The organism is Staphylococcus massiliensis CCUG 55927 (assembly GCF_000298075.1).
GTDB classification, from domain to species: domain Bacteria; phylum Bacillota; class Bacilli; order Staphylococcales; family Staphylococcaceae; genus Staphylococcus; species Staphylococcus massiliensis.
Map to the genome: position 1 here is coordinate 59,115 of NZ_JH815593.1, position 22,461 is coordinate 81,575.

Sequence of the window (22,461 nt, forward strand, 5' to 3'; positions counted from 1 at the left end):
TATATGAGGTGTCATATTATTTCTAAAATATCTGTTATGCGGAGTTTCTGTGTTTGGTTGTTCACTTTCACGATAATTAAATTTTCGTGATGATACACTTTAGAAAGTGATCCTTCAAGTTGGTTGACTTCTCCCTCGCTAAAATATTTAATTTTACATCTAGGTTCGTGGAAAAGCTTAAAACATAACATATGATTTAACTCTGCTAACTGATCTTCACTTAGAAGCGGCTTTGTAATCTTACTTTGATCGTCGATGTGGTTTTGGATAGCATCAAACTGTTCTGGTATCGTGGCGAACGGTGCCCATTTAACCATACCGCGTCCTTTAGGAATTCTAGGGTTTAAATATTGCCTTGGAATATTGCGATAATCCGTTTCATCTTTATATGCATCTGGTAGATTTTGGAAAGTAGTATGCATGATTGATCACCTCGTCATCACTTATTATAAGAACATATGTTCTGTTTGTCTATATCTTTCATGTAAAAATTAAATTAAGATTGTTTAAACCAACCAAAAACTATAAAATATGAACATAATGATTGTTTAATAAAAAAGGGTGACGTAATGGAAAAGGAAGCATTTTATAAGCACGTGCAAAAACAATTATGGTTTTTAAATTTTAAAGAAAAGCAAAAGCTTAAAACTGTCATTCAGCATGACAAAACTGGTGAAAAGGTGGAGCATCAAAATCCGAATGCTTATGCTCAGAACTTTCTCAAGACATATATATTTAAAGATAAACCAGTTACAAAAGGGAATTTGATTTCCGCGTTAGTTGGACTGTTTATTTCTAATATATTAGGACTTGGTTTATTCTTGTTCGGATTAATAACATTGTTAAATAGCGTGCACCATTTTATAAGACCGATGAATGATTTAAGTGTTATGAACAATACGTTGATTCTGCTCGGGTCGGTCATCATCATGTTGGTTAGTATCTTTTTCTTAAAAGTTACGATTGGTTATTTTACGAAAAAGCTATTAATGTATAAGTTTAATCAATAGCATAACTTAAAAAATATAACATTAAGCCTTCTTTCCACTTTTTAGACAATAATTGGTAGGGAAGATTAACACTTAACTGAACATTACCTTTAAAATGAATCGTAGTTTCATTTGTAGATTGTTGTGATAAACCTACAACGTTACATAAATTGATATAGGTATTGATAGGTGAACGCTTAGCAAATAAAGGAAGTAACAAAAGGTCATTGTGTACAAATATTGGAAGTAGTTTATTAATATTCAATATTTGTTTAGCGATGGCTTTTTGTGTTTTTAAAGACTTTTGATGTTTGTGGAGGAGCATGTTTAAAAGGTTTACATGTGTCATATCGACTTGAACAGGCTGAGGTTGTTGCATGTAGTATAGATCAAATTGGAAGTCTTGACTGTATGAAGTAGTGAAGTACAACAAAGAATGAGTTGGAACATGCATAGGAATCAAGTCCTTTCATTGAAGAATGCCTGGTATTTAAGTTGAGAGAGGCGCTTGTATTTACGTAGGGTATTTGGAGATTTGTGCATGAATTTAGCAATCTCGTGTAGCTTATAGCCTTGTGACCTTAAGATAAGCCATTGTTTTTCCTCTATAGAGAGTTGGTCGATAAATGCATTAAATTCAGCATGATTAAAGGAGTAGGGTTCTGGAAGGTTTAAAGTAGAATCATAGATATCTTCTAATAAAGGTTCACGATATTGTTTGCGTAGTAAATCAATGAGATAGAAGTTTAGGAAGTGGTAGTAGTAACGTGCTTCGTTATCATTTTTAGAAGGATCATAGTTTTGATAAAGTTGCCAAAGCTTGATAGAGAGTAATTGTTCATATTCATCATAATTATACCTTATATGATACTTATGGAGAAGATGATGTATCATTTTATTATATTTATTGTAAATTTGGTTGAAATTCATAGAGCGTTTGTCCTTTTATTGTGAGCCACAATTCGTATTTCCGGATTAACCAAATTATAGATAAAACAGAATTTGGTGTCATATTGCGAATTGATATTATTCATGTTCGATAGTAAAGTTAAACATCATTTATGATTCAATATGAACGTTTAAAAGGACTTAAGTAATAGATAAGGTTTTTCAAAAGAATAAATTAAAATTAATAAAAGAGGTTTTTCAAATTAAATCGAATTATTAGAAGAAAAAGAGTATTGTGACTATTTATAAAAAGATTTAAAGGCACCATGCCTCATGATAATCTATAAGCAGTTAAATAAAATAAAAGGAGATCGAAATGCAATGCGTATGAACACTATTTTTAGTCACTTCAAGCAAAAGACTTGGTATTTAGAGGACTTCATATTTTTAATTTATTGCATGTTTATTACTGCGTTGGTATTAAGCTTATTTACACCAATCGTTGTTGCGGTTATTGCAGGTCTAATTATTGGTAGCCTTGTGTACGCTGTTGTATTTGAATTAGATATATTTGATTTTGATTCGTTTTTAAAAAATCGAAAGACAAATCAAAAACAATAGATCTAAAGGTTGAGGTTGAGGGTAACTCAACCTCATTTTAGTTCAGAGAAAAGTTGAGCTACATGCGTTAAATCTTTAGCACTAACATGCTTTTGAAGTAACAAAGCATTTGCGAAAACACGCAAATTGGTGTTAAATAAGGGTGTAGAAGAATCGTAAAAATTAACATTTTTGTAGCATATAATCCATCATTTATATAGAGGTTCAGATATGAGGAGGTTTCAATGGATTACGAACACTTAAATTTAGAACATTTCTTCGCGCGTAATGACGAATTAGACAGAATTAAAGATAAATCAGATTTTGTAATGATTAATAATCTAACGAATGAAATGCAATACCGTGATGGTCAAGTCGAAGGTTCCATAGATTTAAATCGTTACTATTATAAAAATCGCTCACAAGCTATGAGTTTCATCATGATGGATTATAAAAGAGAAGAGTAACGAAGTGACGATAAAACTTTAAATAGGATTAAGTTTTATCGTTTTTTTATTGAAATATTTCCGTTTGTTTACAATGAAATGTTAAATTAAGTAATAAATTGATGATTCAATAGTAGAGTGATAAAATTAAGCTCTATCATACATATTTTGAAAGTTGGATTTCAGTATTTGAGAGGTGTAGATATGAAACAAGAGAAATCAGGCTCAAAGTTGGCAATCGTCGGATTGTTACTTGCAGTATTAATAGCAGGTATTATCTTTTTCATGATGATTGCAGATCAAATCTTCTTTGAAGATGTTGAAGAGGTCGTTAAAGTTGAGCAGTTAGATACAACATTAGATAAAGTAGCGAAGAAACAAATCAATAATCACACAAGTCAACAAACATCTGATGATAAAAACAAAACTTGGCGAGATGCTGATAGTGAAGAAATAAAAGAAATGCTTGATACCGAACGTATTGCTGATGATAAAGAGCAAAAGTATCAGTTTTTAAATCTCTCAAAATACCAAGGGATTAAAGAAAATAGAATCAAGCGTATGTTACGTGACCGTGAAATGCTTAGAAATCATACGGATGATTTTGTAAAAGCCTCAAAGAAATACAATATTAATGAAGTTTACTTAATTTCTCATGCAATCTTAGAAACAGGCGATAATAAAAGTGAACTTTCTAAAGGTATTGAAATTGATGGTAAAAAATACTATAACTTCTTTGGCGTAGGCGCTAGAGACGAAGCACCAATTAAGACTGGTTCAGAGTACGCTAAGAAAAAAGGTTGGGACACACCTGAAAAAGCTATCGAAGGTGGCGCAGAATTCATTCACAAACATTTCCTATCACGTACTGGTCAAAATACGTTATATAGTATGAGATGGAACCCTAAAAATCCTGGGGAACATCAATACGCTACGGATATTAAATGGGCAGAAAGTAATGCTTCTTTAATCTCAGAATTCTATGAAGATATTAATACAGAAGGTAAGTACTTCACAGTCTTTCATTATAAATCTGGCGATGGTGATGGTGAAAAAGAGAAAGCATCTATTAAAGACAACTAGATATAAAGAGAAGGTAGTTCAGGTCAATAAGACGTCTGAACTACCTTTTCTATACGTTCTAACTTTACGATTAAAGGGTAATTTATTTAGCAACGTTTTTGCGAGATAAGAAAGCAAAAATGACGATCATCACTGAGATAACTTTTAGTATAAATTTCAAGATTATCACTCCGTTTGTTGTCAGGATTTATAATAGTTTGTAATTTTACTATATCTTAAATTCAGAATCAATGTAAGATATTTGAAATTCTGAATTTGAATGCTTTTGAAAAGGGTATAAATAATGTGAATGAACGTTTGGTATTATAATAAACGTAAATAAAAAACGAAAAAGCTTATAAAGGAATGATATATATGAAGGTAGCCGTTATTGGGACAGGTACTGCAGGCGTCAGTATTCTTAGAGAAATGGTGAAGTACGATAAATTTGAAGATATAGAAATTGATGTTTATGATAATTCTCGCAATATGGGGCAGGGTGTGCCTTTCCAAAATGATAGCGAAGAACTTTTAATTAATTTACCGGCTGACCAAATGTCTTTAAACTTAGAGAACCCGTACGAATTTCGCGAATGGTACGAAAATAAAACCGAACAAAAATATGGGGATGCCACTTACTTACCACGCTATTTATTCGGTCAATATATGAGACATTATTTAAGCGAAATAACTGAAACTTACAAAAATATTAATATAGTAGAAGAAGAAGTCACTCAAATATTTATTGAAGAAGATAAATCGCTAAAGGCAATTATTTATAATGTTTGTACGAATAACGATCACAGTTTATGTAAGCAATACGATTATGTGTTCTTTACGGTTGGTTCACTATCATACAAAGATCCTTACAATTTAAAAGGGAAAAAAGGTTTTATTCCGTCGCCATATCCAACAATCTCAACGCTTGATGACGTTAAAGATAGAGACCGTGTAGCTGTAATTGGAACTGGTTTAGCGAGTATTGACGTTGTACGTTATGTGTTAAAGCATCATGACAAAATGCCAGTTACGATTGCGAGTCGCGGAGGTAAATTACCTAGTGTACGTGGAACAAAATATGATATTGAATTACAACATTTAACACAAGACAACTTCCAAAAACTTAAACTTAAGAACTTTGGCGTCGTACCTTTAAATGAAGTTTTAGATTTATTTAAGAAAGAATGTGATACATTAGGTATTCCGCTTAAAAAATTACTACACCGTAAACAGGGTAATCCAGTGCGTGACTTAAACTACGACTTAAGACACGCAGATGAGGTAGGGCTTTTCCAAAGCTTGATTGAAGAAATTAAAGAAAATATGAATTGGATTTGGAATAGTTTATCGAAAGAGGATCAAAAATTATTTCACACTGAATATAATGGTTATTTAAAAGACAATGCGAACCCTATGCCTACGTCTACAGCTAAGTTATTAATCGATGAAATTCAAATGGGTCGACTGTCTATTAAAAAAGGTGTCGAGAATGTAAGACATTATTATGGTAAGTTTAGAATCAAATATAAAGGCGTTCGAGATGAAGTTCGCTATGATGTCTTAATTAATGCGACGGGTCCAAAGACGCATTTAGATGAGTTAGATAGTGATGACGCGCTCGTTCAAGACATTTATAACCGCCAAATTGTTCAACCACATCCAATGGGCGGTGTACAAATTGTACCAGCTACGAATGAGGTCATTAGTTCTAAATACGGAACGCTAAGTGACTTTAGAGTGATTGGTCAGTTAACGAATGGTGTGAACTACCAACGTAATAGTGTGACAATGATCCTACAACAAGTAAGAACCGCTGTTGAATCCTTATACAAAACAGTAGACGTTAAAGAGAAAGTTTCTGAGTCAAAATCTAAAGATGACAAATCTAAGAAAAAAGAGAAAAAGAAAGCTAAAAAGAAAAAATCTGAAAAAGACGAAAAAGTGAAAAGTAAAAAGTCGCGTAAAGATGACGACTTAGAACAAGACAAGAAAGACAAGAAGAAAGATAAGAAACACAAAAAGAAAAAAGAGAAATCAAAAGACGATAAGAAGAAAGCGTCTAAGAAAGACAGTAAAAAGAAAGATAAGAAAAAGAAATAAGATAAATAATTTTAAAAGGTTGCGGCGGTTACAATCGTCGTAACCTTTTTATTGTTTAACGTGATGATATTTTAGAATTGTAAATAACCTATGAATAAGGTATGATATTGATATCAGAATATTTCTGATTTATCACCTAATAGGGTTTAAATATAATTGAATAGAATTCTTTCGGGGCAAGGTGAAATTCCTAACCGGCAGTAAGTTAAGCCTGCGACCTGCATAATCTTTATGTGGCTGATCTAGTGAGAATCTAGAGCCGACAGTTAAAGTCTGGATGGGAGAAAGAATGAAGATGCTCATTGTAGCATTGTATTAAGTGTGCCTTTTTATAGAATGAAAGGCTTACTTTGTTATACTTTTCAAACCATCACCTGTTATACGTCGGGTGTTTTTTTATGAGGTGATAACATGACGAATTATTTAGAATATGCGATTTCATTGGCAGAAATGGTAGACGGTCAAACAGGTCAAAATCCACCTGTAGGCGCGGTTGTTGTTAAAGATGGCAATATTGTCGGAATCGGTAGCCATTTGAAACAAGGTGAAGCCCATGCTGAAGTTCAAGCGATACATATGGCCTCTGAACGCTGTAAAGGTGCGACGATATATGTGTCTTTAGAGCCTTGTTCACACTATGGTAGTACGCCTCCATGTGCGCTTAAGATTATCGAGGCTGGTATTACAAAGGTCGTTTATGCGACCAAAGACGTTTCTCTTGAGAAAACAGGTCACGATGTACTTGAGGACCACGGGATTGATGTGACGTATCGTCCAAGTGATCGAGCGCATCGATTGTATGACAGTTTCTTCAAATCTAAATCTCAACAAAAGCCAATTGTTACGGTAAAAGTGTCATGCTCGCTAGACGGTAAACAAGCGAATGACCATGGTGAGAGTAAGTGGATTACGAACAAGAAAGTTAAACAAGATGTCTTTAGATTACGTCATGAACATGATGCGATATTAACAGGTCACCAAACTGTCTTAGCGGATGACCCAACTTTAACGACACGTATTGAAGAGGGTAAAAATCCTAAGCGATTTATTTTATCGCGTAAAGGTGATATCCAATTCGACCAGCAAATTTACCAAGATCCAACTCATCCAGTAACTATTATTACTGAGAATGAAAACTTGAAATCGCCATATGAACATATAGAAATTATATATTTACCTAAATGTGAAGTAGAACAGATCTTGAATGTGCTTTTCGAAAGAGGCATTGGTCGTGTGCTTGTTGAAGCGGGCCCTAATGTATCCTCACAATTTCTTACTTCTTCATTTACCAATCAATTCATTCTTTATTATGCCCCGAAACTCATAGGTGGAACTGGTCAATATCAGTTTTATCAGACTGATAATGTGAATCCACTTGACCAAACACCTCAATTTCAAATTATGAATACCCAAATGTTGGATGATAATGTCAAACTCACTTTAAAAAGGAAGTGATACGTATGTTTACCGGTATTATCGAAGAAGTCGGTGAAATAAAACGTATGAATAAAAGTGGTCCTGTCGTTGAGATAACAATAGGCTGTGATAAAATCCTTGAAGATATGCATATCGGTGATTCTATTAGTGTAAATGGGACGTGCTTAACTGTGACGTCTTTTACAAATGAAAGTTTTACTGTCGATATGATTCAAGGTACAGAATCGATTACGTATATCGCCAAATTGAAACAAGGTGACCGCGTGAACCTAGAGCGTGCGCTACTTGCGACCGGACGCTTAGGTGGTCATTTTGTTCAAGGACACGTTGATGGACAAGGGACGATTGCAAGTATTAAAGCGTCAGAGAACGAATGGATTTACACCATTAAATGCGATGAGAAACTTTTAAATCAGATGGTGCAACAAGGTGCCATAGCGGTCGATGGTATAAGTTTAACAATCTTTAAATTAACTCAAACTTATTTTGAAATTCATTTAATTCCTGAAACGCGTAAAGCCACTATTTTAAAAGACAAATCAACTGGCGATCCTGTGCATTTAGAAACGGATATGCTTTTCAAGTATGTAGAAAAGTTATCTCAACAAAAAGGTTCAGAACTAACTAAAGAAAAATTATTAAAATATGGTTTCTGAGGTGTATGAGAATGAAATTTGACACAATAGACGAAGCGATTGCTTCCTTGAAAGCGGGCAACATGGTTATCGTTCTTGATAATGAAGATCGTGAAAATGAAGGTGACTTACTTGCTGTCACTGAATATATGAAAGACGATACGATTAATTTTATGGCTAAAAATGGTAGAGGATTAATTTGCACACCGATATCACGTAAAATAGCTGAGTCACTTCATTTAAATCCAATGGTACAAAATAACAGGGATGTATATGGGACTAACTTTACAGCTAGTATAGACCATAAATCTACGACTACAGGTATCAGTGCACACGAACGCACATTAACAGCTCGAGCATTAATTGATGATGCATCCGAAGCTGTAGACTTTCATCAACCTGGTCACTTATTTCCATTGATTGCAAAAGACCGTGGTGTGATTGAAAGAGAAGGTCATACCGAGGCATGTGTAGATTTAGCGCGTTTATCAGGTGCTAAGCCAGCAGGTGTTATTTGTGAAATCATGAATGAGGATGGCACGATGGCTAAAGGCGAGGACCTACAAAAGTTTAAAGAAACGCATCAGTTAAAAATGATTACCATCACAGACTTAATTAAGTATCGTAAAAAATATGACGCTTTAATTCAAGAAGAAGCTAAAGTTAAAATGCCTACTAAATTTGGCGAATTTGAAATGTATGGCTTTACTTCTATAATTGATAATCAAGAACATGTTGTCATTAGTAAAGGGGATTTAAGAGAAGTTGAAAATGTCCGTATTCATTCGTCTTGCGTAACGGGAGATATCTTCCATAGTGAACGCTGTGATTGCGGCGACCAACTTGAAGCAGCGATGTCGTATATTAATGAACACGGAGGCGCCATCATTTATCTCTCTCAAGAAGGCCGTGGCATTGGTTTAATGAATAAACTTAAAGCATACAAGCTCATCGAAGAAGGACATGATACAGTGTCAGCTAATGAAGCTTTAGGCTTTGAAGCGGATTTAAGAGAATACGGTGTAGCTGCCCAAATCCTTCGTCACTTAGGTATTAAATCGGTTAATTTATTAAGTAACAATCCTGATAAGTTTACTGGTTTAGAAGCCTATGACATAAATATTAATTCGAGAATTGAATTAGTAACAAAGCACAATGAACATAATCATGAGTATTTAATTACAAAAAAAGAAAAAATGGGACATTTAATTTAGGAGGTCATTTAGATGAATTTTGAAGGTAAATTAACAGGTAGTGGATTAAAAGTAGCAATCGTGGTTAGCCGTTTTAACGATTTTATTACGGGGCGCTTACTTGATGGTGCTAAAGATACATTAGTGCGTCATGATGTTAAAGAAGATGACATTGATGTCGCTTATGTACCAGGTGCATTCGAAATTCCACTCGTAGCGAAAAAATTAGCTAAAAGTAATAAATATGATGCAGTAATTACGTTAGGCTGTGTCATTCGTGGTGCAACAACGCATTACGACTACGTATGTAATGAAGTTGCGAAAGGTGTTTCTCATGCGAACCAATCAACTGATACGCCAGTTATCTTCGGTGTTATTACAACTGAGACAATTGAACAAGCAGTAGAACGCGCAGGTACGAAAGCTGGTAATAAAGGTGCTGAAGCTGCAACAGGTGCTATTGAAATGGCAAACTTATTAAAAAGTTTACCTGAAGCATAAGTTGTAATTTGAAATAACGATAGTTGAAATAATGAACCCCCCAAGGGAGAAAGCGTGCTCCCTTGGGGGGGTTTTTGTAATTTCTATATGTGATGGATTTAGTGGACTAGGTATATCCTGGATTAAGTATGATGAGGGGAGTAGGGTGCAAGACTTGATTAGATATTCGTCATCAAGTTTGAAACGGTCTGAGACTTGATTAGATATTCGTCATCAAGTTTGAAACGGTCTGAGACTTGATTAGATATTCGCCATCAAGTTTGAAACGGTCTGAAACTTGATAAGCATTTACGCATCAAGTTTAAATCGGTCTGAGACTTGATTAGGATCACGTCATCAAGTTTCAAGTGCACCCTAAAGCTTGAAATATCTCAAAATTTCTAAAAATGAAAAAAACTAGGGATGCACGCATCCCTAGTTATCATCTAATTAGCTTGATTTTTGATTGTTATCAAAATCAGGTGTTACAAATAACTCGCCATTCACTTGTTCGTGAGCTTGGTTTGATTTGTTGTAACCTTCGTATTTATGAAGTTGTTCGTCTTTATTGTCTTTTTTCTTATTCTTACCGAATAATGAAGCAACACCAGCGATTAAACCACCAACGGCCACTGCACCTGCAACTGCTGAACCAACGACAGTTAAAGTTTTAGGTGTTACAAATTCTTTGAATGCTAAGTTAATGTTTTGAGGTCTTTCAGCTAAGCGTCTCATGAAGTATGCAAACCAATCGTCACCGTATGGCACATAAATCGTGAAATTATAGCCTTCTCTAGCAATAGATTCAGCTAACTCGCTTCTGAAACCGTATAACATTTGGAATTCAAAGTGATCTTTATTAACGTTATTATCTTTAGCAAATTGTTTCACATGATTGATAATATCGTGGTCATGTGTTGCGATTGACGTTAAGTTAGTCGCAGTTAATAAGCGTTTCTCGATAATACGGATATAGTTTTGATCGATTTCTTCTTTAGTTTGATATGCAATAGAAGGTAATTCTTTATAAGCACCTTTTACGATACGTAAACGTAAGTCAGGATATTTATCTGCAATTGCTTCAGCGTCATATAAATATGTTTGAATTACTGTTCCTACATTCTTGAACTCGCCGCGTAAGCGATCTAATGTTTCAAGGATGTGATGTAAGCTTGCAAATTTTTCAGTATCAATATTGATGTGGATGTTACCACATTTGTGTGCTTCTAATAAAATTTCTCTTAAATTTTCATATGCAAGTTCTTTGTCGAATTCACTACCTAGTTGGCTAATCTTTAAAGAAATATGTGCATCTACATTGTGTTCATGAATCGCGTGAATCACTTCAATGATTTTGTTTTTAGATTCAATAGTACCCGCTTTGGTATTAACAAACTCCCCTAAGCTATCTACAGATACAGAGATATTCTTTTGATTTAACTCCTTGATAGTTTCAATAACAGACTCGATAGTCTCTCCAGCAACTACTTTGTTTGCCCCCAAACTCGGGCCAAACTTTCTAGCTAACTCGTTTAACGCGGTACTGTTAGAAAGACCAATAAAAAAGCTCTTAAATAAGCCCATGAAAATTCCTCCCATTTCTTTTCTTTTTACTAGTGTATCACGATTCAGAAATGAGGAAAACGTTTTCACATACTTTATTTCAAATTATTGATAATTTTTAGACAATTACTTAACATTTACCGCGTTTGCCTTCGCATCAATAGGTTGCTGCAATACACTGTTTACAACAGGTGCACCACATAATAATAAGATTATGAAAATACATTTTAAGATAAATTTCATAGTTAACTCCTATTAATCGTATTCGTATTCAATTCCAACTTATCATGTATATGTGAATGCCATGATAATCTATTGTAAATTTATATTGATTTATTTTAAAAGTCCTTTTAACCATTATGACAGTGTTTAAGAATCGTTCACTTATTATAAGAAACAATATGTAAATACATCTAACTGTTCCAGTAAATAACGCCTTAGTAATGTAAATTTAGTGTAAATAACACCTTGTAAAATTTACTATATCTTTAAAATTAAATCGTGTTAACCATGGTAAAATATGAATGTAGATTGGAAAAAGGAGTTTTGAGGTTATGTTTAGAGATTTAGGTTTCTACATATTCGGTCATCAACTGGATAAATTTATTCAATATTTTATTTTCGAACTTCTTATTATTACGCTATTAGCAGTTATTGCTACAATCTTTCTTAAGAAGGCATGGGTTATCTTTGCAGTAGTTATCGTATTAAACTTAATCGATATCACGATCATTGCTAACTTTGACGCAGGTGGCCAAGGAATCGGCGCATTCTTCAAAAATTGGTTCACTTTATTCTTAGCAAAATTATTCCCAATGTTCTATGAAATTTTATTAGCAATGTTAATTACAAATTTACCGTTTATGCGTAAGAAATTTAATTTAGCTTAAAAATAAGGGACTTTAAAACCACAGTGAATGCTGTGGTTTTTTATTTGGCTTTTCAAAAAGGGGAAATGTGAAGAATCCTTATCTAATGATGAGTTTTAGACCAGTAAATTTGTGATAATAATAGTAAAGTACCTAAACTTTAAAATGGTTTTTAACATATAAATTTTGATACAATAAAAATGTATGAATTTCTTATAGAAGGGGCTTTAGAGATGTGGAAATGGGAAGCTGAAAAAGAAGCTAAAGGCGTAATCGTCATTACACATAATATGTTAGAGCATACTGGGCGCTATGCTTATTTAATTACGAAATTACGTAGAAATGGCTTTCACGTGATTATGGGAGATTTACCAGGACAAGGCCAAACTTCTCGTATGAATAAAGGGCAAATTGAAAAGTTCGAAGTGTATCACGAACGCGTGCTTGATTGGGTTCGAATCGCTGAAGAATATGAATTACCAGTGTTTGTATTAGGGGTTGGATTAGGCGGTTTAATCTTACTTAATTTATTAGAACGCGTTAAATTAAACCTTGAGGGCGTTATTTTAATATCACCACTTGTTTCATTTAACCAAAGTAACAAGTTCCGAAAGAAAGCACTTGCATCAAATTTTGGAAGTTTAAATAAAGATGCTAAATTTGATATAGGTATTGAATTACACGATTTAACACGTAATTTAGATGTCATTGAAGATGCGAAAGATGATAGCTTAATGATTCGTAAGGTAAGTTATCATTGGTTTAAAGAAGTTATTCACAAGATGAAAGACACGATGGATCATTTAAAAGACGTCCCGCCAATTCCAATGTGTATCATGTATGGTAGTGAAGATGAAATCTCTGATGTTAAAGCGATGGCGCGCCTTCCTAAAGTCTTAAAAACGAACGAAATGTACTTCAAAGTTTGGGAAGGGTTATTCCATGAAATACATAACGAACCAGAAAGGGATTATGTCCTAAGATACATCCTATCATTCTTAAATAATCGTATTTATTCAATTGGCTTTTCAGCGGAAGAAGTTAAATAAAGTATGTCATGAATAGGTGAGAATTTAATGTTCTCGCCTATTTTTTTATGTTTTAAAATTTTATTTGAATAGCATTGAAAAAGCAAAAGATACTTGTTATAATTAGTTTGTGAAATAAATCACATAACTATATGTAAATGGGAGAGGAAAGTAAGTATGGAGTCACAAAAAAGTAAAAAAGTTGTATTAGTAGGTAATGGTGCTGTTGGATCAAGTTATGCATTTGCGATGGTCAACCAAGGTGTTGCAGATGAGTTTGTTATCATTGATTTAAACAAAGAGAAAGTATTAGGGGATGTAATGGATTTAAATCATGGTGCACCTTACGGCATGTCACCTGTGAAAGTTAAAGCGGGTGACTATAAAGACTGTCAGGATGCAGATTTAGTAGTCATTTGTGCAGGGGTAGCTCAAAAGCCTGGTGAAACACGCCTTCAATTAGTAGAAAAAAATACTAAGATCTTTAAATCAATCGTTTCTGAAATCATGGCAAGCGGATTTGATGGTATCTTTTTAATCGCTACAAACCCGGTAGATGTGTTATCTTACGTAACTTTAAAAACATCAGGACTACCTAAAGAACGTGTTATTGGTTCAGGAACTATTCTTGATACAGCGAGATTTAAGTATTTATTAAGTGAGACATTTAACGTATCACCATCAAGTATTCACGCGCAAATTATTGGTGAGCATGGTGACTCAGAATTACCAGTTTGGTCAAATGCGAATATCGCTGGCCAACCACTATATGATATCTTAAAGAAAGATCCAGAGAAATCTCAACTCATTGATGAAATTTTTGTTAAGACGCGCGATGCAGCTTATGACATCATTAAAGCAAAAGGCGCGACGTACTACGGCGTAGCTATGGGCTTAATGCACATCACTAAAGCAATCTTACGTAACCAAAATCACGTATTAACGGTTTCAAGTTATTTAGAAGGTGAATATGGAGAAGAAGATGTTTATGTAGGTGTTCCAGCTGTCGTTAACAAAAATGGTGCGCGTAATATTATTGAGGTACCACTTAATGAAAAAGAAACAGAACAATTCAATCACTCTGTAAGTGTGTTAAAAGAAATTCAAGATTCAGTTTCACACCTTGTATAAAAGCTTACTTAGTATAATTTACTAAAATGTAGCCTAAAATTAATTATTTAAATAAATATCATGGTTAAAAAATATTATTTTGGGGTATAAACCTATATATATACTTTATAGGGAGGGCTAAGTATGGCAAGTACACCAAAATATAACGTAAGTGATGTCGTATTACTTGACGAATTACAAAAAGATATCGATACAATCTTTGAGAGTATTGAAAAAGAATATAAATTAACTAAAGACGAATTCTTAATACTTATAACATTATGGCACAAGGGTTCAATGACACTAAAAGAAATGGATAAGTATGTTAAGGTTAAATCATATAAACGTACACGCACTTTTAATGATTTAGTAGAAAAGAAATGGATTTATAAAGAACGCCCTGAAAACGACGAGCGTACAGTTATTATTCATTTCAATGAAGACTTTAAAGATAAAAAAGATGCCCTTGTTACGTATACTTGTGAAGAGATTAAATCTCAAGAAGATGCCTTAGTCAATAACTTAAAAGCAATTATCGATACTTGTAAAATATAAGCCATACAAATAGGGTCGTTGATGATTTGGAATATGACATCCAAACCGTCAACGACCCTGTTTTTTTATGCTCTCTTTTCAATGGCGCAAACAAATGGCGGGTTATTTTTCTGATTAATAAATGCGTACTTAAGTACGTGTGCCTTATCTTGTGGTAATGACTCAAGGTACTGAAGTACATCATCCTTTTCAATTTTACCTTCGTCGTGCCCTGGGTAGATCACGATAACTATGATGCCTTCTACCGTTAAGATATCAAAAATGTTTTTAATCGCCTCTATAGTTGAATGGCTCTTAGTCGTAATGGATTTGTCGCCCTTAGGTAAATAACCTAAGTTAAAGATAGCAGCGTTAATTTGGTGATCGTGATGCGGAATACATGATTTTACGTGCTCGTGACTCTCTTGGAATAGGGTAACGTTTTCAAATGAGGATACTTTGACTTGAGTTGACTTTATCGCAACTTCTTGCACATCAAAGCCGTAAACATGTCCTTCAGGAACCTGTTGAGCTAAAAAATGTGTATCCAAACCATTACCACAAGTTGCATCGATAACAATACTATCTTCAGAAATATGTGATGTGATTAAAGATTTAGCAAAGGGAAGAATGCGTTCAACAATCATTGGATTACCTTTTTCTCGAATTTAGCACCTTGAGCTGAATCACGGTTTGCTAATTCTTTATCAATATCGTTTAGTACTTCCCATTTATTGACACTCCACATTGGTCCGACCATTAAATCGATTGGTCCATCACCTGTAATACGATGTACGATCATTTCTTTAGGTAAAACTTCAAGTTGATCACATACTAAGTTCGTATATTCATCTTGAGTCATAAATTGTAGCATGCCTTTTTCATATTGTTTGACCATTGGCGTGCCTTTTAAAAGATGAAGAAGGTGAATCTTAATGCCTTGGACATCCATTTGCGCAACTTCTTTAGCAGTCTCCATCATCATATCGTAGTCCTCGCCAGGTAGACCGTTGATGATATGTGTACATATATTGATGTTATGTTTGCGTAACTTGGCGATACCTTCGTAATAACAATCCATATCGTGGGCGCGATTAATTAAATCTGATGTTTCTTGGTGCACTGTTTGTAAGCCGAGTTCAACCCATAGATACGTACGCTCATTAAGTTCTGCTAAATATTCAACAACATCATCTGGTAAGCAGTCAGGACGAGTTGCGATAGATAAGCCGATTACGCCTTCTTCACTTAAAGCGGCTTCATATTTTTCACGAAGTACTTCTACAGGTGCGTGCGTATTCGTAAATGCTTGGAAATAAGCAATATACTGACCTTCGTGCCACTTTTCATGCATACGAGACTTAATTTCTTTAAATTGAACTTCGATTGGATCTGCACGATTACCTGCAAAGTCACCACTACCTGCAGCTGAACAGAATGTACAACCACCGTGGGCAACAGTACCATCTCTATTAGGGCAATCGAAACCGCCATCTAAAGCTACTTTAAATATCTTTTGACCGAATTTATTTTTTAAGTGATAATTCCATGTATGATAGCGTTTATCTTCAAAAGCATAAGGAAAATGATTTCCCATAATTTGATATTCCTTTCTGTGATATACTATTTCAAGATTTTAACATATATTATGGTATAGTGGGGATGAATCGACAAAAAAGAGAAAGGAGTCATACACATGAATATGCCTAAGAGTGTTTGGTGGCTCGTAATTGGTATGGCCATTAATATCACTGGTGCAAGCTTTCTATGGCCATTAAATACCATATACATGAAAGAAGAACTCGGTAAGAGTTTAAGTACAGCTGGTGTTGTATTGATGGTCAATTCATTAGGAATGGTCGTTGGTAATCTACTTGGTGGCACGCTTTTCGACAAAATAGGTGGTTTCTTTACCATTATGTTAGGAACCAGTTTAAGTTTGATGAGTACGATATTGCTTAATCTATTCCACGGTTGGCCATGGTATGCGATATGGCTGATTATACTTGGCTTTGGTGGCGGTATGATTGTTCCAGCAATATTCGCTTTAGCTGCAGCTTCTTGGCCAAGAGGTGGACGGACAACGTTTAATGCGATTTACCTCGCGCAGAACATCGGCGTTGCATTAGGTGCAGCACTCGGAGGTATCGTAGCAGAGCTTAGCTTTAACTATATCTTTATGGCTAACTTGCTCATGTATGTAACTTTCTTTTTTATCGCTTTATTTAAATTTAGAATTAAGTACAACGCCACTGTCAAGCAGAATGAAACGTTTGAAGGAATGACGCACGTACAAAACAAAAAGCGTTTTAATGCCTTGATTACATTGTGTGTCATGTTCGTATTATGTTGGATTTGTTATGTACAATGGCAAACAACAATTGCATCATTTACACAATCGCTAAATATATCAATGAGTCAATATAGTTTATTATGGACGATTAATGGTGGCTTAATTTTACTAGGGCAACCGATTATTGCACCGGTCGTTTCAAGATTGAAACATCGACTGAAATTACAAATGACGATTGGTATCTTCATCTTTATTCTGTCGTTTATCGTAACAAGTTTTGCTCAGCAATTTAGTATCTTCGTTGTCGGTATGGTGATCATGACGTTTGCTGAAATGTTTGTTTGGCCAGCAGTACCTACGATTGCGAACTATTTAGCGCCTAAAGGTCGTGAGGGTGTTTATCAAGGTATCACGAACTCGGCTTCTACTATAGGAAAAGCATTCGGACCACTAATTGGCGGTGTCTTAGTTGATGCATTTAACATGCAAATCATGTTCTTTAGTATGATTGGGTTATTGCTTATCTCATTTATATTCATACAAATATTCGACAGAAAACTTTCACCTTCAGACTTTAAATCATCTTAAACCAATTTCAATACTTGAAATATGAAATGTTTTAAAATAAGATATTAATTGTATAGGAGTAGTAACTTAAAGAGAATTCTTTAGAGAGTTAGTGGTGGTGTAAACTAGCGTATTCTTTTAGGTGAACTTACCAATCGAAATAAAATGTCGAAAATCATCTTAAACGTTTGAGTGCACATATGTGAAAAAGGGTGGTACCGCGGTGTTTCATCGTCCCTTTGAATACTTAAATAGTTTGAGGTGATTTTTTTATTGAATAGGAGGACAAGTGGTGAATTACAACCATAATGAAATTGAAAAGAAATGGCAAGACTATTGGGAAAAGCATCAAACTTTCAAAGCGGAAGATAACTTAGGTCAAAAGAAATTTTATGCCTTAGATATGTTCCCTTATCCATCAGGTGCTGGATTACACGTTGGACATCCTGAAGGTTACACAGCGACAGATATCGTTTCAAGATATAAACGTATGCAAGGCTATAACGTGTTACATCCTATGGGTTGGGATGCATTTGGTTTACCAGCTGAACAATATGCGCTAGATACTGGTAACGATCCAAGTGAATTTACGAAAGAAAATATTAAAACGTTTAAGCGTCAAATCCAAGAGCTAGGTTTTAGTTATGATTGGAGTCGTGAAGTAAGTACCACTGATCCTAACTACTATAAATGGACGCAATGGATTTTCATCCAACTTTATAAAAAAGGTTTAGCCTACGTAGACGAGATTCCAGTTAACTGGTGTCCAGAACTTGGTACAGTGTTATCTAACGAGGAAGTCATTGATGGCGTTTCTGAGCGAGGCGGTCATCCTGTAATTCGTCGTCCAATGAAACAATGGGTACTTAAAATTACAGAATACGCTGACCGTTTACTTGAAGATTTAGAAGATCTTGATTGGCCAGAATCTATTAAAGATATGCAACGTAATTGGATTGGTCGTTCTGAAGGTGCGAAAGTCGTATATGATGTAGATGGCCATGATGAAAATATTGAAGTCTTTACGACACGTCCTGATACGATTTATGGTGCATCATTCTTAGTATTAAGTCCTGAACATCAACTTGTAAATAAAATTACGAGTGAAGATCAAATGGATAAAGTACAAGCGTACCGTGATGAAGCGGCTAAAAAATCAGATTTAGAACGTACGGATTTAGCTAAAGAGAAGACTGGCGTCTTTACTGGTGCTTATGGTATTAATCCACTATCTGGTGAGAAGTTACCTATTTGGATTGCTGATTATGTATTAGCGTCATATGGTACAGGCGCTGTAATGGCGGTTCCAGGACATGATGAACGTGACCACGAATTTGCGACAACATTCGACTTACCTATTAAGGAAGTCATTGAAGGTGGAGACGTTTCTAAAGAAGCTTACCAAGGTGATGGTAAACACGTTAACTCTGGTGATTTAGACGGTTTAGAAAATGAATCGGCTATTTCTAAAGCAATTACTTTACTTGAAGAAAAAGGTAAAGGCGAGAAGAAAGTTAACTATAAATTACGAGATTGGTTATTCAGCCGTCAGCGTTATTGGGGTGAACCAATTCCGATTATCCACTGGGAAGATGGTTCTATGACAACAGTTCCTGAAAATGAATTACCATTGATACTACCTAAGACAGATCATATCGCGCCATCAGGTACAGGTGAGTCACCACTTGCGAACATTGATGAATTTATCAACGTGGAAGATCCTGAAACAGGTATGAAAGGTCGTCGCGAAACAAATACAATGCCACAATGGGCGGGTAGTTGTTGGTACTACCTACGTTTCATCGACCCTGATAATGATGAAATGTTAGCTGATCCTGAAAAACTTAAACACTGGTTACCAGTTGACTTATATATTGGTGGTGTCGAACACGCTGTATTACACTTATTGTATGCACGTTTCTGGCACAAAGTGCTTTATGATATTGGTGTTGTACCTACTAAAGAACCATTCCAAAAATTATTTAACCAAGGTATGATTCTTGGTGAAGGTAACGAGAAAATGAGTAAATCTAAAGGTAACGTTGTAAACCCTGATGATATTATTAAGTCTCATGGTGCAGACACGTTACGTCTTTATGAAATGTTTATGGGTCCTTTAGATGCTTCAATCGCTTGGAGTGAAAAAGGATTAGATGGTTCAAGACGTTTCTTAGACCGTGTATGGCGTCTTTTCGTAAAAGAAGATGGCACACTTTCAGATAAGATTGTTACAAATGGTGGAAAAGAGTTAGAAAAAACGTACCATCAAACAGTTAAAAAAGTAACGTCTGACTTCGATCAACTTCAGTTTAATACGGCAATCAGTCAATTAATGGTGTTCGTGAACGAGGGCAATAAAGCGAACGAAATTAACAAGGATTTCGCTGAAGGTTTCATTAAAATGCTTGCACCAATCGCGCCGCACATTGGTGAAGAAATATGGTCATTACTTGGCCATAGTGAAACAATTGCTTATGAACCATGGCCTTCATTTGATGAAAACTTACTTGTAGATAATGAAGTAGAAATTGTTGTTCAAGTTAATGGTAAAGTCCGTGCGAAATTACAAATTGCCAAAGATCTTTCTAAAGATGATATGGAACAAGTTGCTTTAGAAAATGAGAATGTGAAACAAGCTATAGAGGGTAAAGATATTAAGAAGGTTATTGCAGTTCCTCAAAAACTTGTCAATATTGTAGCAAAATAATAGAAAGGATGTTTATTTATGAAATCTATTACTGCAGATGAACTTAAAGATAAAATCATCAATAACGCTCCAGTTAATATTGTAGATGTACGTGAGGATGAGGAAGTTCAAATGGGTATGATTCCAGATGCTAAGCATATTAAGATGGGTGAGATTCCTGACAACCTAAACGAATTTAATGAAAAGGACACTTATTATATCGTATGTGCTGGCGGTGTGCGTAGTGCTAAAGTCGTTGACTACCTTAACGATAAAGGTATCGATGCTGTTAACGTTGAAGGTGGCATGAAGGCATACGGTGATGAAGGCCTTGAAGTAAAAGGCGTTTAATATTTGATTATATTATAGAGGACACATTGCAAATCATTGCAGTGTGTTCTTTTTTTTGGCGTGAATACTGTGGCTTCATTTGTAAAGTTGTTAAATTTTTAGCACAAATAATCATTTCTAAAATAAATGCTTGATTTATTTCATAACATAATATACTATTGTTATATAATTTGATTGCGGTGAAAATTAATTTTGATACGTATTTAATTTCTATAGCCATTCATCCCTTTATACTGCTGTAAATCAATTTTTACGCATCAGTTATACCTAGAATCAACATCTTAAGAGTGAGGAGATCAACATGAAAGGTAAACAAAACATTAACACTTTTGGAATTCGTAAGTACAAAATCGGCACTTTCTCAACTGTATTAGCGTCAGTATTATTTATTGGAGGATTAGGTGTGGCTAACGATGCACAAGCGGCAGAAGATAACCCTACTGTTAAACAAACGGATACTGAAAAACCAGTCGTACAAGCTATTGGTGAGCAAACTGGTAAAGTGGGAGAAGATCTTAAACCAATTAACGTTGTAGCTACAGACAATGTAGGGGTTGAAGGCATTGCAGTAAGTGGTCTACCAAGTGGTGTCGTTTATAACAATGAAAATGCTACGATCGTAGGTACACCAGTAGTTCAAGGTGATTTCACGGTTTCTGTCGAGGTGAATGATAAAGCTGGTAATAAATCAGATGTTCACCAATTTCTTTTAAAGGTTGCTCCAGAAAGTAAGAGTGTATCTAAACTTGCTGATATTCCATTTATGAAAGTTAACAAAGGTGAGCCAATTAAGTTAGTAAACATTTATAAAGAAGGCGTAAATCTTAAAAAGATTCTATCTGCTAAAGTAACAGGTTTACCTAAAGGTGTGACGTTTACTGAAGCTACAGGCATCATTGAAGGTACACCAACTGAAGAAGGTTTATTTACAGTACAAGTAACTGCGTCTTTAACTAAGGATAGATTGCAAGGTAAATCATTCTTAATCCAAGTCGGAGATGGTAAAATTGACGCGCCTAAAATTACAGATGTCGTTTTCAAAGATAAAGAAGGACTTGCTGATATAGCTGTTTCAGGAGTACCTGAAGCTTATGTAGTTATCTTCAATCAGGATGACGTCGTAATTGCCGAAGGTTTACTAGATACAGAAGGCAAAGCTAAGTTTGAAGTTACTTTACTCGGAAATGACAAAGAAATTACAGCCGTTACTTACGATAAGGATGGCTTAGAATCTAAACCATCTACAGCTGTTAAAGTAGACAAAGAAAAACTTATGAAGTATGACGACATCGAAGACGGTACGTTCAAAGATATGAAAGACTCTACAAGAACAGACAGTATTTACGAAGCACAAGTTAAAAAAGAAGCTCAGTCTGGTAAAGGTTCTGTAACAGATAAATCGACTAAAGAAGCTAAGAAAGAATCTAAAGACATGAAGAAAGATTCTAAAGAAGAAAAAGCTAAGAAAATGTTACCTAAGACAGGTTTAGAAACTTCTTCAAATGCTACGGTATTTGGAATTGCAGCTTTAGTAGCGGGTGCAGTATTTTTATCTAAACGTCGTAAAGAGAACTAATCCATACACTTTAAAGCTAGAGGGTCTATGTTAGCCTTCTAGCTTTTTTATTAA

General features: G+C 34.7%; 23 protein-coding genes and 1 riboswitch. Of the genes, 17 read left to right on the plus strand and 6 right to left on the minus strand.

The window, feature by feature from the left end:
• Positions 1–11: 11 nt before the first annotated feature.
• A complete protein-coding gene (locus tag A33S_RS0100710) occupies positions 12–422 on the minus strand; it encodes a YolD-like family protein (RefSeq protein ID WP_009382004.1) in 411 nt (136 codons plus the stop codon).
• Positions 423–569: 147 nt separating this feature from the next.
• On the opposite strand from A33S_RS0100710, the gene A33S_RS0100715 reads away from it, so the two are divergent.
• Positions 570–1,010: a hypothetical protein gene (locus A33S_RS0100715; protein WP_009382003.1), complete on the plus strand. Its 441-nt coding sequence runs from the start codon at positions 570–572 to the stop codon at positions 1,008–1,010.
• Here A33S_RS0100715 and A33S_RS0100720 read toward each other — a convergent pair.
• Both A33S_RS0100720 and A33S_RS0100725 read right to left on the minus strand, forming a co-directional pair.
• Positions 1,000–1,443, minus strand: a complete 444-nt coding sequence (locus A33S_RS0100720; RefSeq protein WP_009382002.1) for a competence protein ComK — start codon at positions 1,441–1,443, stop codon at positions 1,000–1,002. The genes A33S_RS0100715 and A33S_RS0100720 overlap by 11 nt on opposite strands.
• Positions 1,444–1,448: 5 nt before the next feature.
• Complete coding sequence (locus A33S_RS0100725) at positions 1,449–1,919, minus strand: sigma-70 family RNA polymerase sigma factor (protein WP_009382001.1); 471 nt, start codon at positions 1,917–1,919, stop codon at positions 1,449–1,451.
• A 339-nt stretch (positions 1,920–2,258) separates the two neighbouring features.
• Here A33S_RS0100725 and A33S_RS0100730 point away from each other — a divergent pair, with 339 nt between their 5' ends.
• The 8 genes from A33S_RS0100730 to ribH all read left to right on the plus strand — a co-directional run bounded on the left by A33S_RS0100730 (position 2,259) and on the right by ribH (position 9,851).
• Positions 2,259–2,498 (plus strand): hypothetical protein, encoded by a 240-nt coding sequence (locus A33S_RS0100730; RefSeq protein ID WP_009382000.1) that lies wholly within the window; start codon positions 2,259–2,261, stop codon positions 2,496–2,498.
• A gap of 224 nt (positions 2,499–2,722) precedes the next feature.
• Complete coding sequence (locus tag A33S_RS0100735; RefSeq protein WP_009381999.1) at positions 2,723–2,944, plus strand: hypothetical protein; 222 nt, start codon at positions 2,723–2,725, stop codon at positions 2,942–2,944.
• Between the two features lie 183 nt (positions 2,945–3,127).
• A complete protein-coding gene (gene sagB, locus A33S_RS0100740) occupies positions 3,128–4,006 on the plus strand; it encodes a peptidoglycan release complex glucosaminidase SagB (protein ID WP_009381998.1) in 879 nt (292 codons plus the stop codon).
• 354 nt (positions 4,007–4,360) lie between these two features.
• The gene (locus tag A33S_RS0100745; protein ID WP_009381997.1) at positions 4,361–6,085 is read left to right on the plus strand and encodes an FAD/NAD(P)-binding protein; all 1,725 of its coding nucleotides are present in this window, start codon (positions 4,361–4,363) and stop codon (positions 6,083–6,085) included.
• A 163-nt stretch (positions 6,086–6,248) separates the two neighbouring features.
• A riboswitch (FMN riboswitch) is annotated at positions 6,249–6,378 on the plus strand.
• A 118-nt stretch (positions 6,379–6,496) separates the two neighbouring features.
• Positions 6,497–7,540 (plus strand): bifunctional diaminohydroxyphosphoribosylaminopyrimidine deaminase/5-amino-6-(5-phosphoribosylamino)uracil reductase RibD, encoded by a 1,044-nt coding sequence (gene ribD, locus A33S_RS0100750; RefSeq protein WP_009381996.1) that lies wholly within the window; start codon positions 6,497–6,499, stop codon positions 7,538–7,540.
• 5 nt (positions 7,541–7,545) lie between these two features.
• Positions 7,546–8,178, plus strand: coding sequence for a riboflavin synthase (gene ribE, locus A33S_RS0100755; protein ID WP_009381995.1), 633 nt, complete (start codon positions 7,546–7,548; stop codon positions 8,176–8,178).
• An 11-nt stretch (positions 8,179–8,189) separates the two neighbouring features.
• Entirely contained in the window at positions 8,190–9,371 is a 1,182-nt protein-coding gene (locus tag A33S_RS0100760; protein ID WP_009381994.1) for a bifunctional 3,4-dihydroxy-2-butanone-4-phosphate synthase/GTP cyclohydrolase II, read from the plus strand.
• A 12-nt stretch (positions 9,372–9,383) separates the two neighbouring features.
• Complete coding sequence (gene ribH, locus A33S_RS0100765; protein ID WP_009381993.1) at positions 9,384–9,851, plus strand: 6,7-dimethyl-8-ribityllumazine synthase; 468 nt, start codon at positions 9,384–9,386, stop codon at positions 9,849–9,851.
• Positions 9,852–10,280: 429 nt separating this feature from the next.
• Here ribH and A33S_RS0100770 read toward each other — a convergent pair whose 3' ends face one another.
• Positions 10,281–11,414 (minus strand): proline dehydrogenase family protein, encoded by a 1,134-nt coding sequence (locus tag A33S_RS0100770; protein ID WP_009381992.1) that lies wholly within the window; start codon positions 11,412–11,414, stop codon positions 10,281–10,283.
• Positions 11,415–11,947: 533 nt separating this feature from the next.
• On the opposite strand from A33S_RS0100770, the gene A33S_RS0100780 reads away from it, so the two are divergent.
• From A33S_RS0100780 to A33S_RS0100795, 4 genes are all read left to right on the plus strand, one after another.
• Entirely contained in the window at positions 11,948–12,283 is a 336-nt protein-coding gene (locus A33S_RS0100780) for a hypothetical protein (RefSeq protein ID WP_009381991.1), read from the plus strand.
• Positions 12,284–12,495: 212 nt separating this feature from the next.
• A complete protein-coding gene (locus tag A33S_RS0100785) occupies positions 12,496–13,311 on the plus strand; it encodes an alpha/beta fold hydrolase (RefSeq protein ID WP_009381990.1) in 816 nt (271 codons plus the stop codon).
• Positions 13,312–13,467: 156 nt separating this feature from the next.
• Positions 13,468–14,421 carry an L-lactate dehydrogenase gene (locus A33S_RS0100790; protein WP_017176447.1) on the plus strand — a complete coding sequence of 318 codons (954 nt, stop codon included), beginning with the start codon at positions 13,468–13,470 and terminating at the stop codon, positions 14,419–14,421.
• 123 nt (positions 14,422–14,544) lie between these two features.
• Entirely contained in the window at positions 14,545–14,955 is a 411-nt protein-coding gene (locus tag A33S_RS0100795; RefSeq protein ID WP_009381988.1) for a transcriptional regulator, SarA/Rot family, read from the plus strand.
• Between the two features lie 65 nt (positions 14,956–15,020).
• On the opposite strand, the gene mnmM is transcribed toward A33S_RS0100795, so the two are convergent.
• Together mnmM and mnmL are read right to left on the minus strand one after the other, a co-directional pair.
• Entirely contained in the window at positions 15,021–15,581 is a 561-nt protein-coding gene (mnmM, locus tag A33S_RS0100800; protein WP_009381987.1) for a tRNA 5-(aminomethyl)-2-thiouridylate-methyltransferase MnmM, read from the minus strand.
• Positions 15,578–16,531, minus strand: coding sequence for a tRNA modification radical SAM protein MnmL/YtqA (mnmL, locus tag A33S_RS0100805; protein ID WP_009381986.1), 954 nt, complete (start codon positions 16,529–16,531; stop codon positions 15,578–15,580). Before mnmL ends, mnmM begins: the two co-directional genes overlap by 4 nt.
• Positions 16,532–16,630: 99 nt before the next feature.
• Between mnmL and A33S_RS0100810 the strand changes: the two genes are divergently transcribed.
• From A33S_RS0100810 to A33S_RS0100825, 4 genes are all read left to right on the plus strand, one after another.
• Positions 16,631–17,815, plus strand: a complete 1,185-nt coding sequence (locus tag A33S_RS0100810) for an MDR family MFS transporter (RefSeq protein WP_009381985.1) — start codon at positions 16,631–16,633, stop codon at positions 17,813–17,815.
• 268 nt (positions 17,816–18,083) lie between these two features.
• Positions 18,084–20,501: a leucine--tRNA ligase gene (gene leuS / locus A33S_RS0100815; protein WP_026048941.1), complete on the plus strand. Its 2,418-nt coding sequence runs from the start codon at positions 18,084–18,086 to the stop codon at positions 20,499–20,501.
• A gap of 18 nt (positions 20,502–20,519) precedes the next feature.
• Positions 20,520–20,831 (plus strand): rhodanese-like domain-containing protein, encoded by a 312-nt coding sequence (locus A33S_RS0100820; protein ID WP_009381983.1) that lies wholly within the window; start codon positions 20,520–20,522, stop codon positions 20,829–20,831.
• 301 nt (positions 20,832–21,132) lie between these two features.
• On the plus strand, positions 21,133–22,407 hold the full coding sequence (locus A33S_RS0100825) for a putative Ig domain-containing protein (protein ID WP_017176448.1): 1,275 nt from the start codon (positions 21,133–21,135) through the stop codon (positions 22,405–22,407).
• Positions 22,408–22,461: the final 54 nt, after the last annotated feature.